This window comes from Pedobacter sp. UYP24 (genome assembly GCF_054057295.1).
Genome location: NZ_JBSRZD010000007.1, coordinates 61,741 through 76,405, shown reverse-complemented (window position 1 = coordinate 76,405; position 14,665 = coordinate 61,741). Strand labels below are relative to the sequence as shown.

Sequence of the window (14,665 nt, the reverse complement as noted above, 5' to 3'; positions counted from 1 at the left end):
AACGCTCTCATTTTTTAACCTCTCAAAACAAATCAATGAAAAATTTATTAATTCTCGCTTTTAAGCTTTCCGGCGGACTAGCTGCCTCATTCTGTATGGGCGCAACGCTTGCATATACTGCAGGAGCCTCGGATTTTTACGTCGCCCTGATCGGCGCTTTATTCGCCGCTTTCAGTTTAATGCCAAAAGGTATTAATCTTACCGGCACATTGGCAACTATTACTGTTACTGACCTGGTGACTGAATATGGTGCGTTTTACAAGGCCGGATCCCAATCGTTGAAAGATTTACGGAAAAAGATTTTCCAGCCTTCTGTTACTGAAGCATTCTTTACCAATAGATTGACCGATTCAACTCGATTAGAATTGGCGAATGCTACCATTACGCGAGTGTTACAGGCATTCCAGTCCGCATTTACTCCGCTTGGAGACACGACCTTTACGCCACAACCCATAATTCTTGATCACCTGAAGATCGATGCCGATATCATTCCGCATGATTTGATGGAAACGTGGTTAGGCTTTTTGGCTTTAAATGGATTAAAGCCTGCTGATTGTCCAATCGTAAAATATTGGTTGGAAGAATTAGTTATTCCTCAATACTGGGAAGATCTGGAGAAATACGAAATCTGGAATGGTAAAAAATTAGCTATTATCCCAGGAACGCCCTCAGTTGCCAGTGCTGCAATGAATGGAATCAAAGAAAAGCTAAAAGGTCCAGGAATAAACATAGTGACGATGGGCGCTGCACCTACTGATCCAGTTCAGTTTGTGGAATACTTGGAAGACTATACTGGTAACATTCCCGAACTAATCCGTGATAAGATGGATGCTCACGCAATGAGTACCACTCTTGGTCTGAGATTCAGACAAGGTATGAGAGCGAAGTATAACCTTCATTATGCTCAGGAAGCTGATTTAATGAAAATGGCTGACTTTGACATCAAAATCCAGGCACTTCCTTCTATGGTGGGACATACGTCTATCTGGAGTACAATTCCAGAAAATAGAATCGTAGCTAATAAAAACCCTAAAAACCAGGGTGTATTCGATGTTCAAGTTTCCAAACGCCAAGTTCTTGCTTTGACTGATTTCCATAAAGGAATTGGTTTCTGGAATAACGGTTTGATCTATCGTACTGACGTTGCCTTAACCTAAATCATTAATCGCCTTGGGCTTCTGCCCAGGGCTTAACTCTATTTAAATGAAACTTATAAAAGATTTTACCGACCTGGCTGAGGCCATTAAGTACATCGCCGGCATTAATGAAGCTTACCAGAAGGAAGTTCAGGAAAAAGAAGACATCAAAAATAAGGGTGTTCTTTTGAAGGAAACCTTGGATAAACAATCAGCTGCTTTGACTGATTTAAATTCGCAGGTTGTCTTGTTAACTGGTACAATTGCCGGACTTAGAAATGAATTGGAGGCCTCCAAATCTGATACCTTAAAGGCTATTGAAGAATTAACTGAACTTGGTACTAAAATGGACCTGCAGGAGAAATTCGGCAAAGATGGTATAGTGGTAGTTGTTGGTGGAAAAAACTACACACTTATTGGCGATGTTTTCGCGTATGATGGTTCTAAAAAAACCGCTGAACAGTTGAGTAAGGACAAACCTCAGCTAGAGAAAATGGTAAAGCTCGGTTCTGGAGCTTTGGTCGAAATAACTAAATCCTAATCATATTAACGCTCTCAAATAATGAATGCAGTCGCAGTACAATGGCCACAAGGCAGGTATAATCCTGCCGGCTTAACAAAGGTTTTCTACGCTTTTGTAGATGATATCCTTTCGTTCCCATCTTTAGCGGATCCTGAAACCGCCACTACTTTCGCAAGTTTAGTAGAATTTGCCAATCCTATCGTCATGAAAGCTGGCAAGCAGTTCAATGAATTGTATTGCACTGTTGAAGAAGGTGAATTAAAATCTACTCTAGTTGGTCCAAGGGATGGTAAAGGATATGAAAATATGCTTGAGATTTCTTTCCCAGGTAATGAGTCTTTGTTCTTAGGTTTTAAAGCAGCTTCAGCAAATAGAAATATTGTTTTCGCTGTAGCAGAGAAAAACAAAAAAGTAAGGATTTTGGGTTCTCTTGAAGATCCTGCTTATATGGAATCTGACGAGTCTACTTCCGGAAAGAAGATAGCTGATGGCCGTAAGTCTGTTTTGACTTTTAAAGCCTCCAGTGCAACTCCTGCTCCGATTTATACTACGGCTCTTGCATCCATTCTTGCACCTGGTGCTTAACTGAACTGATATGTCAAAAGAGTTGTTGCCGGCTGTTGCCAAGAAATATGAAGTTACCGGTATAAAGATCGGGAAACATTACTATGCTGAGTTTGGTGAAGTGGATTTCGAAAAGATTTCCCTTCCTGAAGCTGATCAGCTTTACAAAGCAAAGTTTCCGCACCTGGTACTCAAGAAAAAGCAGATCGCCCCGGCCTCTGTCTAAATGTCCTTTGAATTTTCGCTCTCAACCTGAAGCCGGCCCATTGTGGTCGGCTTTTTTTTATTAAGTTTGCCATGCAACTGAATTTTATTGTTACCACTCGCTTTTCTGTTATACGGTAAGGCGCGGGCTTGTCATAATGCTTAGGCAAAAAACGGCCGATGAGTGGTATAAACATTCAGTTGCAGGCCTTACCGTTATTTTTTATGTCAGAGCAGCAAAGATTCCCGGACAGTGTTTTATTTCAAAGAGTGGAACAAATCTATATGCCTGCACAGAATTGGCAGCTTTGCACTATGCCGCTTACTTCAGATCAATTGATAGAAGCCATAAATGTAGCCTTACCAGGTTACTTTGATAACACAGAGAAGATCTTCCAGATATTTGAAGAGCTTAATTTTAGGTATGAGCGCAATGAGTTCAATAACAAGTATTATTGGCTGGTAAATCCGGTTTAATTGATGAATTATTTTCATAGTTTAGAGAAAATTAACTACTATGGAAATAAAGGAAATATATGATGAATTTAAGGATCGAATATCCAATCCGTTCACAGGTTCATTTGTCATATCATGGATAATACTTAATTATCAAATTCCAGTTGGTTTAATCTTTTACAAGCAGTCTGAACTTCTTTTAGACACACATCGTTCCTTCATTGCCTTGATTGCAGATACATATAACGTTGAAAATATGCTCATTTTCCCGTTTTTATTTGCTTTGATATATACTTTTTTGGTGCCATTACTTACCACCGAAATAAAGGTATACCTTGCTAAAAATCTTGCAAAGAGAGACACTCGGATTTTATTAATTAATGAAACCACACCAATCTCGCCAGTGCGGTATATGAAGTTAAAAAAACAACTTGCAGATGAGAAAGATAACTATCGTGCATTGCTTACCTCTGAGAATCAAGTTATGCAACAAAACAATGATCTTGAAAAACAGATTGAAGCTTCAGAATTGAAGTTATTGGATGTTGAAGCAGGTCATAAAGAAGTGATAAGAACACTTAATGTAAGACTTGAAGGGCTGAAAGAGACTGTGGAAACTTTAGAAAAGGATAAAATTGCTCAACAAAGTAAGATTCATTCATCTGAAGATCAATCTCAAAAAACTCAGTTATTATTGATTAAAGCACAGGAAGACTTAGATGTTTCTGTTGGTCAACTTAAAACTCAAGATAGAACCATTCTAGAACAAGTTAATCGTATTAAACGTCTTGAAGATATTATTAAAAATAATGATAGTGCTTTGATGGGTGGTTTACGGCCTCCTAGTTAATAAAGTTAACTCTTTGTCGTTTACTAATAAACCAGCAATTGCCACTTTTGTATTATGGCAATTGCGTCTCTCACAACATGGCTAACGAACCCTGACAGGCAATACGATCAGGGTTTATTGATATACGAACAGTACGGTACCAATCAGGTTACCTTGGCACTTCTTAGGAGTGGCAGCAGCTCATATCATTTTAGCAAACTTCAAAAATCCCTTGAGGAATTAAACCTCAGGGAAGATCTGGTGCCTATTCCAATTGTTATTGGCGAATATATTCCTGAAGACATTGTTTCTCCAGGTAAACCCGTCTTTGATTATAAGTCCGCTCCGGACATCATCATCGATATCAGGGATAATAAAAATAAATCCTTTGCTCAGGCAAGAAAGCTTTTTGAAGTTATCCGGGTAATGGATAGTAAAGATCATCGCTTGGCGGCTGCGCTTGAATTGCTTGATCACATGGATCACGTACAGGAATCATGGGGAGCAATTGATGCATGGCAGAATACAGGTGAAATTAAACAGATTGCGGTAGAAGCAGAAATTATCGATATCGCCGGACTTTCTCATGCGCAGCTCCTCAGGGAGCAAGGCAATTTGATGAGCAATATCTGCAAAGACAAAACTCAAATTCTTACCACTTCCAAACCCGGACTAAAGCTGAAAGCTTCAGCCAGGTTAAAGTTTAGGGAAGACAGACTGGCGAAAGTCAGGGAAAGGCTGGGTAATGAGTTTGTTTAAAAGTGCCGATCTAAAAGAAATGGAGGAAGTTGCTTCTTACCTTTCCTTGGCCGTTGAAGTGGGTAAAACCTCTTTTATCACAGATAAAAAGAAAGATGCTTTGCAAAAGGCTATTGGTAACATAGACCAGTGGCAATCTTTATTCTATGTTACTGATGGTGCCTGGAGTAATATTGATGTGCTCGAGTATTTACTTGAAAAGACTGGGCCCGCTAATGTTTATTTCTCCAGCTGGGCGATATCTTCTGATGCAATAAGACGCTTCCAGTACTGGCAGCAAAATGGCATTATAAAAAATACCTATGCCATATTCGACCAGGGTATTAGAAACCGCAAGCCGGAGCTTTTCCAGGAAGCATTGGCAGCCTTTAAAAATTTAAGACTCCTTAAATGCCATGCAAAGTTATTGGTAGTTGAAGGTGAGCGTTATAAAATTACCCTGATGGGTTCTGCAAATATGACCTCCAACCCGAGGAAGGAAACTGGAATAATACTCAGGGATATGTTTTTGGCTGATCACTCTATTAATTGGATTATGGAGGAGTTTGCTAATGTATAGCCCGGAAATACTTCAGGAAGTCACAGACTTCGCGTATAAGTACTTACTGATAGCTGAAATTGCCATCATTACAGGTGTTGAAATTGATGATCTGAAGGATAAGCTACATCCGGTGCACCAGGCGTTTCTAAAGGGCCGGTATATGCGTAAAGCGGAATACAACAGCAGCGTTATTGCTTTAAGCAAGCAGCTGAGCTCTCCGGCCATGGCCATTGAAAGCAAAATAGCCGAAACAGCATTCTTAAATGATCATAAAACATTATGAAGCTGCTTGGGAAAATGTCCTCTTACGAGCGGATTGTAGCCTATTATAAAGATCCTGAAGGGGATGTATCAACGCTTACTGAGCATGAGCAAATCATGCTATCCAGGTGGAATGAAGCTTTCACGCTTCAGCGGAATTATACCAGTACTTCCGACTCTGCAGCAATTTTAATGAAGCGGTTCCCTGGTATCAGCAGGGCAACTGCCTATCGGGATTGTAGTCATGCCATAAGTCTATTTGGGGATATCTCCAAAGCAACAAAGGATGGGATAAAACATCTTGCAACCGAGATCGTTCGCGATGGTATTGGCATTGCCAGAATGAAAAATAATGAGGATGCCATGATTAAGGGTGGTGTTGCCATTGCCAAGATTAATGGAGTAAATCTAGTGGATCCGGATCTTCCGCGCTTCGACTTACTGCAGCAAAATACTTATGAGGTCAATCTCCCTCCAGCTGCAGTTTCTTTATTGGAAGCAATGATCAAAGGTGGAAGCATAGACCTTACTCAAATGGTGGATGCTATGGGCACCCATGCTGAAGAAGCCACCATTGAAACCGAGGAGGACGATAATGGAGCTGATTAAAGCGGTTATCGAAAAGGTAAAGGTTGTGTTCAATTTAATGCAGCTGCTGTTGAAAATTGCCTGGCAGCGCATTAGGGTAGTTCAGGTTGGTCGTGGTGGTGGTAAATCTTTTATCGTGGCCATAGAGATCATCAACCTTGTTTATGATATGCCCCGCTCTAAGAACTTTATTCTTGGAGAAACCTATCAGCAGATCCTAACTAGGACATTGCCCTCAACAATCAAAGCCCTAGCAATTCTGGGGTTCCACAAAGATCTCCATTATTTCATTGGGCGATATCCTCCAAAGTCTTGGGGTTGGCCTGAAGCCTTCGAGCCGCCACTAGATCCAAAACATTCCATGTTCTTTTATAATGGGACTGTCTTCGATTTCTTATCTCAGGATACCAATTCCAGAGGTGGTAACTACAGTGCCGGCATTGTTGACGAGGCTCAAGATATTGACCAGGGTAAGTTCGAGTCTCAGGTCATTCCAACTATGCGTGGTGAATACCAGCGCTTCAAAAAAAATAAGACCTACAGACGGTTGACACTGCTTTGCTCAATGCCAAGAATCCGCCGTGCTGAATGGATATTCAACTATGAGAAGTTAGCCAAAGAGTTTCCTAAGATCTATCTGTGGTTGGCTGGTCCTTCCAGAATTAATGCGCACAATCTACCTCCAGACTGGTTCGAAGATCAGCGTAGAATACTTGCGCCATCTGAATATGATATCGAGATCGAAAACATACGGCCTAAAAAGATAATAGGTGGGTTTTACCCGAGGTTTGATGATCGAATCCATTCTTATGTAGCATTTAATAATGATTATCTGTTAGGTAATATCGATAAACATAGCGGCTATACTGCCGAGGCGTTCGAACAAATGAACTGTTTGCAGGATGGTGATATTGATTTGGATAGTCCATTGGAAGGTGCGCTGGATTACGGCGCCTGGTTCAATGGTATTGTCACAGGTCAGGAGAGTAAAGATGGTGCTTACTTTGACTTCCTCTCCGGTATGTCCATTGATGAGAAAAGTAAGTTCGAGGATCTGATCGTAATGTGGTGTACTTATTACAGGTTCCACCGTAATAAAACATTTATATATTGGTATGATCATACGGCCAAAGGAACTGATCCAAGGGTTGAAGAGTACTATAAGATTGTGTGCCGGGTAATGCGTGGCCGTGGCTGGACGGTAATACAAAAAGATATCGGTCAGCAGCCTTCGCATGATGACCGATATAAGTTCTGGAATATGGCGCATGCTGGTGATCATCCCAATCTGCCGCGCTTCAGGTACAATCGCTACCATTGCCATTGGTTGATCATTTCTCTTAATGGTGCGGATGTTATACAGGGCCGTAATGGATTCGAGAAGCGTAAGGTGGATGAGAAGAATAGAAAGATAGACCAGAGGAGTACTACCCACTTCTCTGATGCCCATGATACGCTTGGTATTGGCAAGTATGGTGCCCGAACTATCCAAAAGGGCAATGGAATGGCCCGAGCACGGATCGGAAGCTGACCGAAGTAGCAAATCTTTATGGAAAAACGCCTCTTACACTATGTGGGGGGCGTTTTGTGTTGCTAGGGGTCCCAATCATATACCGCAGGGGCCCAAAAGGGCAATTGCGGGTTTTCCACAGGGCAGGCGGGGGGGCTGTTAGACAAATTTGAGACTGTAAAAAAGTCTCAAATCTGTTAACGGTTTCTAATTCAAAATTTTATGCTAAAATTTCTCAGGATTTTTGAGACAAAAATTTAAGGCAAAAAAAGTGCAAAAAATCATTAAATAATTGCTTAAGTCCTTGATATTTAAAGGAGTTTTTCTTATATTTATACTATGAAACAAGGAAGAAACCAAGTTAATTCTGCTAAAGTAGCAGGATTGCCAACCGAAAAAGCCGAAACAATTTTAACAATCGTTGCCAATCCAGGAGCGACACACATTCCCGTAACTGACTACGACCTTTTAAGTTCAGAAATTAAGAAAGGTCTTAGTCTGGATGAAACTATGAAGCTGATCGAAGAGCTTCACCTGAAAAAAAGACACCGTGACCGTCTTGACCTTTACATTGATCTGCTAAACTCTTTTGCTGTTGCGCAAAAAGTAGAAGATTTGGACACCGACCCGAATAGCTACTATAACGGTTGTTCGCTAGTGATCACTGACGACAAATCAGGAAAGTTTAATCTTCGTAACCCGACATTGATTAAAGATGTTATTGAATTTTTAACTGGCCGAATGGCTGTTAAATTATCGGAGATCGAATCAGAAATCCAATTGCCTAACTAACAAAAAAAAAACGCCTCAAAGTTGGAGCTAAGAGGCGTTTTAATTTTCAATCTATTCTTAAAATGCAATGTACGAAGATTTCTTTCAACTCCTTGACCAAATTTATTGGGATGGCTACGCCGAACAGTTAGCCTTTGATAATCCCGAAAAACTATATTTTGAACTCGACCAATTTTTAAACTCATAATGCCAGACCCAATGTTTCAACTAGCGGAAATCACAATAAATTATAAGCCGATACAAAAATTAAGCGCTCAACCTCAAATTAATAAAAGTCAAGATGCTTATCACATTTTTCTTGCCCAATGGGGAGAAGATCTTCATTACAAAGAGCATTGCAAACTCTTGCTCTTGTCAAGGTCTAACAAAGTCTTAGGAATAGCCACCGTTAGCAGTGGCGGAACTTCTGGAACGGTCATTGATCCTAAAAATGTTTTTCAAACGGCACTCATGGCCAATGCTTCATTTATAATACTTGCCCACAATCACCCAAGCGGAAATCTAAAACCCAGTCAGGCAGATATCAGCCTAACAAAGAAAATGACCGATGCAGGGAAATTTATGGATTTGCTTTTGTTAGATCACCTCATATTAGCAGAAGATAGCTATTATAGTTTTGGTGATGAGGGGCTAATGTAAAAATTCAAAAAGCCAAAAAATCCCGCTGATCGCGGGATTTTTTGTGTCTAACTTCTTTTCTTTTTTCAGTCGCCTGAAAGAAAATAAGCAAAAGAAAAGGCTTTTTCCCTTTGTGGTAAGTACATTTTTTTTACATTGCTGCATATGAAAGTTAGGTCGTTAGCGTCAATACTTTATTTCGATTTCGATGGAGATATTAAAGTTTTCATACTTGGAGTATTTACAATTACGAAAAGCCCTCAGCAAGTCGCTCGTTTTCTACAAACCCAAAAAATTGATTTAGAAATTGGTAAGATTGGGATGGATACGATATATAAGTCCTATACGGCTTATATCGAAGGTGATACTGAAAATTTTGATGCATTCACTAGATCAAATAATTCAAGTGAGGTTGCGCATAGTATTAATGGTTGTCTAAATAGTTTTTTACTTTTTAACTTATGGTTCCTGAAAGACTGCAGTGTCTATTGTTTGAAAAATCACTTGTTTAACGTTGACACAAAAGCTATAAAAATCGATACCCGGGATAAGATGATAAGCAATTCTTCAGGATTATACCAAACTGTGAAGTTTAGTGCGGCTGAGTTGAGTGAACTAGCCTTAATAAATGAATTAATGCTAAAATATCAGATCACGGAAGCATTAATCGAGGAGGCCGCTTTGCCAGTTTTTGATAAAGAAAATTTCTCTTTAACATCTCGAGCAAATTATCTTGCTTATAATTCGAATATAAATAGAATTATAAGGGCTTTACTATTTTTATTCCATGCTCGGTCTAATTCTTTTCTTCCTCAAAAAATTTCATTCTATATAGCAATATTAGAGGCATTATTTACCATACAGCAGACTGGAGTAACAAAACAAATAACTGAAAGAACTGCCTTTTACCTAGGGGGGGATGAGTCAAAGATTCAGAAGACATACGAACTGGTGAACAAGGCTTATAAAGTGCGGTCCCAATACGTACATGGACAACCGCTTAAAAATTCTTATGCTAGTATTGCATTCCTTCTGTCGATTTCAAAAGACTTGGATGAAATTCTGAGAATAATATTTAATAAGGTTTTAAAAGAAGATTCTGAGAAGTTCAAACAACAAAATGAACATTTAATGGCTTGGTTTAAGACTTTGGTTAAATATGATCTAAAGCCAGCTCTGCCACGAGCAACATTATTTAATAAGATCGCAACCTTGCCAAAGCTCCTGCTGAACCACTTTAAATCCAGCGAGATTTAAAATCTCTGTAACCTTATCCGAGGAAAGTTTCCCTTTTCTAAACATCAACTTAGCAGAACTCGCAGCCTTCTCGCTAATATTTAACTTCTTATACCAACCCCTTTCTTGGGTTAATTGTTCAAAAGCTTGATTCCTTGTCATATTCAAAGGTAATAAACTGCTTTAAATAAACAGGAGTTTCTTTTGTAATTCCTTGTCGTTTATCAGCTGATCATAGGTGCCGACATTCGTATTGTGATAGAACTAAAATTGGCGCTCAGGGCAATTGATAAAATGGATTATCGGGATGGTACCGAATCGTTCTCTATTGTATTCCTGACAGCGGATCGCACCCGTAAAACCGGTGGCGAAATGATAGTTCTGGAAAGTGCAAATAAATGTGGTTTACCGCCAGGTTGTAAAGATCATGAGATGCGCGGCATCAAAGACAATGAGACCGGTAAAAGGTATGCCATACACAATCGACTGATTTTTCAATTTAACAAACAGGATATATACTGGGTATGAGTACGGTTATTAAAAAGTCTAGCGAAGGTAGAACCTCCCTTATTTATGGTAATAATGCTCCGGTTGCACTTATGCAAGTGTCAACTAAATCCGGATCTCCTGCTAATAAAAGCAAAACCCTGGATGGTGTGGCAGTTCCTCATGTAGAGGCCACAGCTTCCAAAGAGGAAGAAGAAGGCAAGAAAGCCTGGATTCCCTGGGGTGTTAACGATGATTTTCCGAAAATAGTAACCAAGCTTATACGCAAAAGTACTGTTGGCCGTGCTGGTCTAAAATTTATCACTAAATCCTTATATGGTCAACGCCTAATCACTTATAAGGTAGTTAAAGGGGTGACCAGTGGCGGCACGGAAGTCATTGAAATGGTTGATTTTCCCGAGTGGGATGCAATCCTCAGCAGGTCTAATATGCCGATGGTGCAATTGGCACTTAGTCAGGATCATGCATGGTTTGAAATGTCTATGCCTCAGATTAGGTTTAATGGAAATAAAACGGAAATCTGGGCGATTGACTTTCAGAAAACCTCGCATTGCAGGTTTGCTCCGGCTGATCCTAAAACAGGTATCATCCCAAGCATTTATGTTTCTGCAAATTTCCCTGACGTTCAGCCAGTGGATTGCCAGGTAATTCCAATGATTGATTCCATGCAGTATCATGATCATATGGAAGAGATCCGCGCCGATCTAAAGAATTTAAAATACATCATGCCGCAAATGTGGCCTGATGTGTTAAACGATTATTATCCTGTTGCGTCCTGGGACAGCGCTAGGGAAAGTGGGTACCTGGATATAGCGATATCTATTCCTACTTACATAAAGGCCTTATTTAAAAATCAAATGAGCCTGAAGTATCACATCGATATCCCGATGGAATATTTTGAGGATCTGTATGAAAACACCTGGCATTCTTTGGATGATGATGCTAAGGATACCATTTTCACTGATTTGTATGAAGAAATTGTAGAGCAGCTTACCGGTGCTGAAAATGCGCAGAAAGCCTTAATGACTTTTTCTCGTACCGGTACAAACGGTAAGCCTATTGGCCAGTGGACCATTACTACTATTGATGATAAGAGTAAAAGTGGTGATCTGTTACCAAACTCATCCGCTGCAAATAATGAAATCTTGGCTTCCATGAATTTAAGCCCGGCGCAGATTGGATATGGAAACTCAGGAGGCGCGCCAAATGGTGGTGATAACAATGGTGGTTCAAATATTCGTGAAGGTGGTTTACAGATGCGCAGCACCCTTAAGCCAGACCGTGATATCTTAACTCAATTCTTTGGATTTGTCAAGGCTTGGTACAATGCCGATCCTGAAATACAATTGGGTATTCAAGACCAGGTACTGGTAACTCTTGATGAAGGTCGTGGTACTAAAAAAGTAGTAAGCTGATGAAATTAATTACAACTATAGATGAGGTTCAGGAAACCTTGCCGGTAAGCTTTACCAGCACGATTGATAGGGTAAGACCTTTTATTGCTGCAGCTGAACGCAACTACCTTCTGGCCGTAATAGGAAAAGCCCAGTACGAGGTTCTGGTAGATGCTTATGTTGCTGCTGATCGTATTGCCAAGGATATCGCGGATACCGAAATCCAAGAGGCTGTTTTGATTTGCCAGCGAATAATTTCTAACCTTGGTTATTTAACCGGGATACCGGTCTTGAATGTAAATTTTACAGATGCCGGCATTTCGGTAACTTCTACTTCAGATATTAAGCAAGCCTTTAAGTGGCAGGTGGAAGATGTTAAATCAGCGATTTTAGAACTGGGCTTCACCGCAATTGAAGAGCTGCTGATTTTTATGGAAGAAGACTCTCCAGATAAATTTCCGGAATATCTCAATTCAGAAAATTACACAAAGCGGCATCAATATTTGATCACTGATGCAGCTGATTTTTCCGATAATTTCAATATAAATAACTCCAGGTATATTTTTAAAATGCTTTCCTATCTGATGAAAAGGGTAGAGGAGCAGGTGGTTAAAAGATTGTATGGGGCCACTTTTTTTGAAAGCTTAAAAACAGAAGAGCTCTCCGGAAAATCATTGACATTGGTGAAAGACTACATCATGCCTGGTATTGCACTTTTAACCGGTGCAAAAGGCATCATTGAAAGGGTAATTAGCTTTAAAAATGGTATTGCTTCCGTAAATCTGGACGGTAACTATGATAGTGAAAAGAATAATATTGCCGCCTCCAGGGACCAAATGAATATGGCCATGGAACAGCTAAATATAGATGGATCTGCTTTTCTTCAATCTGGATTGCAATTTGTCCTGGATAACCTGGTAGATTTTCCATCCTATCAGCAAATAGCACCCAAAAGGCGCAGAAACATTGGTAACAGTAAAGACAAAGGAATATACGCAACGTAATGGAACCTACACACGCTCAAAATATAGAAGACGGATCTGTAAGGATCAGTTTAAAAATGCTGTGGACTATGGCTGCATCGATGGTAGTAGGGAGTCTCTCTATTGCTGGTCTATGGTTCGGTTTACAAGGTAGTATTAACGAAGTCTCAAAAGCTGTTGAGATTAACCGGCTTAACCAGGTTCCGATTGATGCACTACAAAACCTCCAGCTGGAGAACATAAAATTAAATGCTACCTCAACTCAAATTGATCTGAAGGACCTCAAGCGTCAACTAGATCTAAAACAAGATAAAAACAAGTAATTATGAAAAATAAAGCTCTCAAATTCATTAAGGAATACATCGCGCTGATCATGGCCTTCGTAGTCTTTTTCATTTCTCCCTATTTATTAAAGATGATAGATCCAACAGCCGGCGCTTACGATGCTGGTGTTCTGCAGGTGATCATCATGGCTATTGTTCAGTTCGCCGTTTTTCAAGCTGTGACCTGGAGCGTAGTCAAAAATATATGGCCTGCTATAGGCCTTTATATGAAGAATTTTTTCAATAACGAATTTTTAAACCTCTCATCATGGCAAAGAATCTGTGTCTCGCTTTTTGTGTACTTCTCTATTTTAGCAGTACTGGTAACGCTCAGCAGAGTAATTCAGTAAGGGCAAATGTTGTCAAGATCTATGAATCCAAGATTGGCGTTCGTGAGCTCACTGGCCGCAATGACGGACATGATGTCGAGACTTTCCTTAAATATGTCTGGCTTCCAAAAGGTCAGCCCTGGTGTGCCGCTTTCGTATCATGGACCTTTGGACAGTGTGGCATTAGCAACGCTCGCTCTGGTGGGTGCGTCCAACTTATGGAACAAGGAGTTACCATATATAAACCTAGTAGCCCAGCAATTGGCGGCAAGGGATATGGAACTCCACAGGCAGCGGATGTTTTCTTCATCTACTTCCCCGAAAAGAAAAGAGTCGCTCATACCGGCTTTATACATATCTGGGGGGCGGCTTATGTCACGACCGTTGAAGGCAATACCAATGAAGCAGGCAGTCGCGAAGGCGATGGAGTTTATCGTAAAATTAGGTTAACCAGGCAGATCTATGCTGCCGTAAGTTTTTTAAAATGAAACAGTCACTAAAAATATTCACGGCCGCTCTGATGGCCGCCATGCTTTTTTCTTTCTTCTCAGGCTGTAAATCAAAACAGAAATTAGTTAAGACTGGAACCACCATTGACAAGTCAGCTAGTTCCAGTTCTGACAGTACGCATGTTATTGCAAGCAATCTAAAGCGAACTGATAACATTGATAGCGCGAAATTGGTGCTTTCGTCCAGGGCTTCCAACCAACAGCAGCATACCTTGGAATTACATTTTAAATTGGACAGTTCTAAGAAAATAATTCCTTTGGACAGTACTGGGAATTTTGATTTGCGCCAGCTGATAAACCGTGGTTTACAGAATGCAACATCACTTATTATTAAAGTCACTGATCAACAGTCACAATCTGAAGTAAATAGCACTACAAAGGAGCGTATCCATAAGCAAAGTAACTTGTCCGATTCTAGCAAAGACTCTACAGGTGTCAAGAAAACAGCAACGCAAAAAGATATTAAAAAGACTGAAAAAGAAGTGCAAAAAAGTAAAGATTCTACAGTTGCAAAAAACACCGGTGGTGGTACGGTTTTACTTTTTGTAATACTGGGATCGGTTGCAATTGTGTGTTTTTTTCTATTTAAACGTTAATTTTAAT

The 14,665-nt window shown here is 40.1% G+C and carries 21 protein-coding genes; all 21 read left to right on the top strand.

Features of this window, described 5'->3' with window-relative positions:
* Positions 1-35: 35 nt before the first annotated feature.
* The 21 genes from ACVWYN_RS13205 to ACVWYN_RS13105 all read left to right on the top strand — a co-directional run bounded on the left by ACVWYN_RS13205 (position 36) and on the right by ACVWYN_RS13105 (position 14,658).
* Positions 36-1,157 (top strand): hypothetical protein, encoded by a 1,122-nt coding sequence (locus tag ACVWYN_RS13205; protein WP_457289335.1) that lies wholly within the window; start codon positions 36-38, stop codon positions 1,155-1,157.
* 46 nt (positions 1,158-1,203) lie between these two features.
* Entirely contained in the window at positions 1,204-1,677 is a 474-nt protein-coding gene (locus ACVWYN_RS13200) for a hypothetical protein (protein ID WP_457289334.1), read from the top strand.
* Between the two features lie 21 nt (positions 1,678-1,698).
* Entirely contained in the window at positions 1,699-2,244 is a 546-nt protein-coding gene (locus ACVWYN_RS13195; protein ID WP_457289333.1) for a hypothetical protein, read from the top strand.
* A gap of 10 nt (positions 2,245-2,254) precedes the next feature.
* On the top strand, positions 2,255-2,449 hold the full coding sequence (locus tag ACVWYN_RS13190; RefSeq protein WP_457289332.1) for a hypothetical protein: 195 nt from the start codon (positions 2,255-2,257) through the stop codon (positions 2,447-2,449).
* 203 nt (positions 2,450-2,652) lie between these two features.
* A complete protein-coding gene (locus ACVWYN_RS13185) occupies positions 2,653-2,904 on the top strand; it encodes a hypothetical protein (protein ID WP_457289331.1) in 252 nt (83 codons plus the stop codon).
* 40 nt (positions 2,905-2,944) lie between these two features.
* Complete coding sequence (locus ACVWYN_RS13180) at positions 2,945-3,733, top strand: hypothetical protein (RefSeq protein ID WP_457289330.1); 789 nt, start codon at positions 2,945-2,947, stop codon at positions 3,731-3,733.
* 54 nt (positions 3,734-3,787) lie between these two features.
* Positions 3,788-4,471 carry a hypothetical protein gene (locus ACVWYN_RS13175; RefSeq protein ID WP_457289329.1) on the top strand — a complete coding sequence of 228 codons (684 nt, stop codon included), beginning with the start codon at positions 3,788-3,790 and terminating at the stop codon, positions 4,469-4,471.
* Positions 4,458-5,030, top strand: coding sequence for a hypothetical protein (locus tag ACVWYN_RS13170; protein ID WP_457289328.1), 573 nt, complete (start codon positions 4,458-4,460; stop codon positions 5,028-5,030). The genes ACVWYN_RS13175 and ACVWYN_RS13170 overlap by 14 nt, the downstream gene beginning before the upstream one ends.
* Positions 5,023-5,295, top strand: coding sequence for a hypothetical protein (locus ACVWYN_RS13165; RefSeq protein ID WP_457289327.1), 273 nt, complete (start codon positions 5,023-5,025; stop codon positions 5,293-5,295). The genes ACVWYN_RS13170 and ACVWYN_RS13165 overlap by 8 nt, the downstream gene beginning before the upstream one ends.
* A complete protein-coding gene (locus ACVWYN_RS13160; protein WP_457289326.1) occupies positions 5,292-5,882 on the top strand; it encodes a hypothetical protein in 591 nt (196 codons plus the stop codon). Before ACVWYN_RS13165 ends, ACVWYN_RS13160 begins: the two co-directional genes overlap by 4 nt.
* Positions 5,869-7,392 carry a hypothetical protein gene (locus ACVWYN_RS13155; RefSeq protein WP_457289325.1) on the top strand — a complete coding sequence of 508 codons (1,524 nt, stop codon included), beginning with the start codon at positions 5,869-5,871 and terminating at the stop codon, positions 7,390-7,392. Before ACVWYN_RS13160 ends, ACVWYN_RS13155 begins: the two co-directional genes overlap by 14 nt.
* Positions 7,393-7,710: 318 nt before the next feature.
* Positions 7,711-8,163 (top strand): hypothetical protein, encoded by a 453-nt coding sequence (locus ACVWYN_RS13150; RefSeq protein ID WP_457289324.1) that lies wholly within the window; start codon positions 7,711-7,713, stop codon positions 8,161-8,163.
* 198 nt (positions 8,164-8,361) lie between these two features.
* On the top strand, positions 8,362-8,802 hold the full coding sequence (locus tag ACVWYN_RS13145; protein WP_457289323.1) for a JAB domain-containing protein: 441 nt from the start codon (positions 8,362-8,364) through the stop codon (positions 8,800-8,802).
* A 144-nt stretch (positions 8,803-8,946) separates the two neighbouring features.
* Positions 8,947-10,038, top strand: coding sequence for a hypothetical protein (locus ACVWYN_RS13140; protein ID WP_457289322.1), 1,092 nt, complete (start codon positions 8,947-8,949; stop codon positions 10,036-10,038).
* A 234-nt stretch (positions 10,039-10,272) separates the two neighbouring features.
* Entirely contained in the window at positions 10,273-10,545 is a 273-nt protein-coding gene (locus ACVWYN_RS13135) for a hypothetical protein (RefSeq protein WP_457289321.1), read from the top strand.
* Complete coding sequence (locus tag ACVWYN_RS13130) at positions 10,542-11,939, top strand: hypothetical protein (protein ID WP_457289320.1); 1,398 nt, start codon at positions 10,542-10,544, stop codon at positions 11,937-11,939. Before ACVWYN_RS13135 ends, ACVWYN_RS13130 begins: the two co-directional genes overlap by 4 nt.
* Complete coding sequence (locus ACVWYN_RS13125; protein WP_457289319.1) at positions 11,939-12,922, top strand: DUF6712 family protein; 984 nt, start codon at positions 11,939-11,941, stop codon at positions 12,920-12,922. Before ACVWYN_RS13130 ends, ACVWYN_RS13125 begins: the two co-directional genes overlap by 1 nt.
* The gene (locus ACVWYN_RS13120) at positions 12,922-13,224 is read left to right on the top strand and encodes a hypothetical protein (protein WP_457289318.1); all 303 of its coding nucleotides are present in this window, start codon (positions 12,922-12,924) and stop codon (positions 13,222-13,224) included. Before ACVWYN_RS13125 ends, ACVWYN_RS13120 begins: the two co-directional genes overlap by 1 nt.
* Positions 13,225-13,226: 2 nt before the next feature.
* The gene (locus ACVWYN_RS13115; RefSeq protein ID WP_457289317.1) at positions 13,227-13,574 is read left to right on the top strand and encodes a hypothetical protein; all 348 of its coding nucleotides are present in this window, start codon (positions 13,227-13,229) and stop codon (positions 13,572-13,574) included.
* Positions 13,575-13,771: 197 nt separating this feature from the next.
* Complete coding sequence (locus tag ACVWYN_RS13110; protein ID WP_457289316.1) at positions 13,772-14,041, top strand: hypothetical protein; 270 nt, start codon at positions 13,772-13,774, stop codon at positions 14,039-14,041.
* The gene (locus ACVWYN_RS13105) at positions 14,038-14,658 is read left to right on the top strand and encodes a hypothetical protein (protein WP_457289315.1); all 621 of its coding nucleotides are present in this window, start codon (positions 14,038-14,040) and stop codon (positions 14,656-14,658) included. Before ACVWYN_RS13110 ends, ACVWYN_RS13105 begins: the two co-directional genes overlap by 4 nt.
* Positions 14,659-14,665 lie beyond the last annotated feature (7 nt).

Coding starts and splice junctions, on each gene's coding strand:
- ACVWYN_RS13205 (WP_457289335.1), top strand. CDS start 36: ATGAAAAATTTATTAATTCTCGCTTTTAAGCTTTCCGGCGGACTAGCT.
- ACVWYN_RS13200 (WP_457289334.1), top strand. CDS start 1,204: ATGAAACTTATAAAAGATTTTACCGACCTGGCTGAGGCCATTAAGTAC.
- ACVWYN_RS13195 (WP_457289333.1), top strand. CDS start 1,699: ATGAATGCAGTCGCAGTACAATGGCCACAAGGCAGGTATAATCCTGCC.
- ACVWYN_RS13190 (WP_457289332.1), top strand. CDS start 2,255: ATGTCAAAAGAGTTGTTGCCGGCTGTTGCCAAGAAATATGAAGTTACC.
- ACVWYN_RS13185 (WP_457289331.1), top strand. CDS start 2,653: ATGTCAGAGCAGCAAAGATTCCCGGACAGTGTTTTATTTCAAAGAGTG.
- ACVWYN_RS13180 (WP_457289330.1), top strand. CDS start 2,945: ATGGAAATAAAGGAAATATATGATGAATTTAAGGATCGAATATCCAAT.
- ACVWYN_RS13175 (WP_457289329.1), top strand. CDS start 3,788: ATGGCAATTGCGTCTCTCACAACATGGCTAACGAACCCTGACAGGCAA.
- ACVWYN_RS13170 (WP_457289328.1), top strand. CDS start 4,458: ATGAGTTTGTTTAAAAGTGCCGATCTAAAAGAAATGGAGGAAGTTGCT.
- ACVWYN_RS13165 (WP_457289327.1), top strand. CDS start 5,023: ATGTATAGCCCGGAAATACTTCAGGAAGTCACAGACTTCGCGTATAAG.
- ACVWYN_RS13160 (WP_457289326.1), top strand. CDS start 5,292: ATGAAGCTGCTTGGGAAAATGTCCTCTTACGAGCGGATTGTAGCCTAT.
- ACVWYN_RS13155 (WP_457289325.1), top strand. CDS start 5,869: ATGGAGCTGATTAAAGCGGTTATCGAAAAGGTAAAGGTTGTGTTCAAT.
- ACVWYN_RS13150 (WP_457289324.1), top strand. CDS start 7,711: ATGAAACAAGGAAGAAACCAAGTTAATTCTGCTAAAGTAGCAGGATTG.
- ACVWYN_RS13145 (WP_457289323.1), top strand. CDS start 8,362: ATGTTTCAACTAGCGGAAATCACAATAAATTATAAGCCGATACAAAAA.
- ACVWYN_RS13140 (WP_457289322.1), top strand. CDS start 8,947: ATGAAAGTTAGGTCGTTAGCGTCAATACTTTATTTCGATTTCGATGGA.
- ACVWYN_RS13130 (WP_457289320.1), top strand. CDS start 10,542: ATGAGTACGGTTATTAAAAAGTCTAGCGAAGGTAGAACCTCCCTTATT.
- ACVWYN_RS13125 (WP_457289319.1), top strand. CDS start 11,939: ATGAAATTAATTACAACTATAGATGAGGTTCAGGAAACCTTGCCGGTA.
- ACVWYN_RS13120 (WP_457289318.1), top strand. CDS start 12,922: ATGGAACCTACACACGCTCAAAATATAGAAGACGGATCTGTAAGGATC.
- ACVWYN_RS13115 (WP_457289317.1), top strand. CDS start 13,227: ATGAAAAATAAAGCTCTCAAATTCATTAAGGAATACATCGCGCTGATC.
- ACVWYN_RS13110 (WP_457289316.1), top strand. CDS start 13,772: ATGGAACAAGGAGTTACCATATATAAACCTAGTAGCCCAGCAATTGGC.
- ACVWYN_RS13105 (WP_457289315.1), top strand. CDS start 14,038: ATGAAACAGTCACTAAAAATATTCACGGCCGCTCTGATGGCCGCCATG.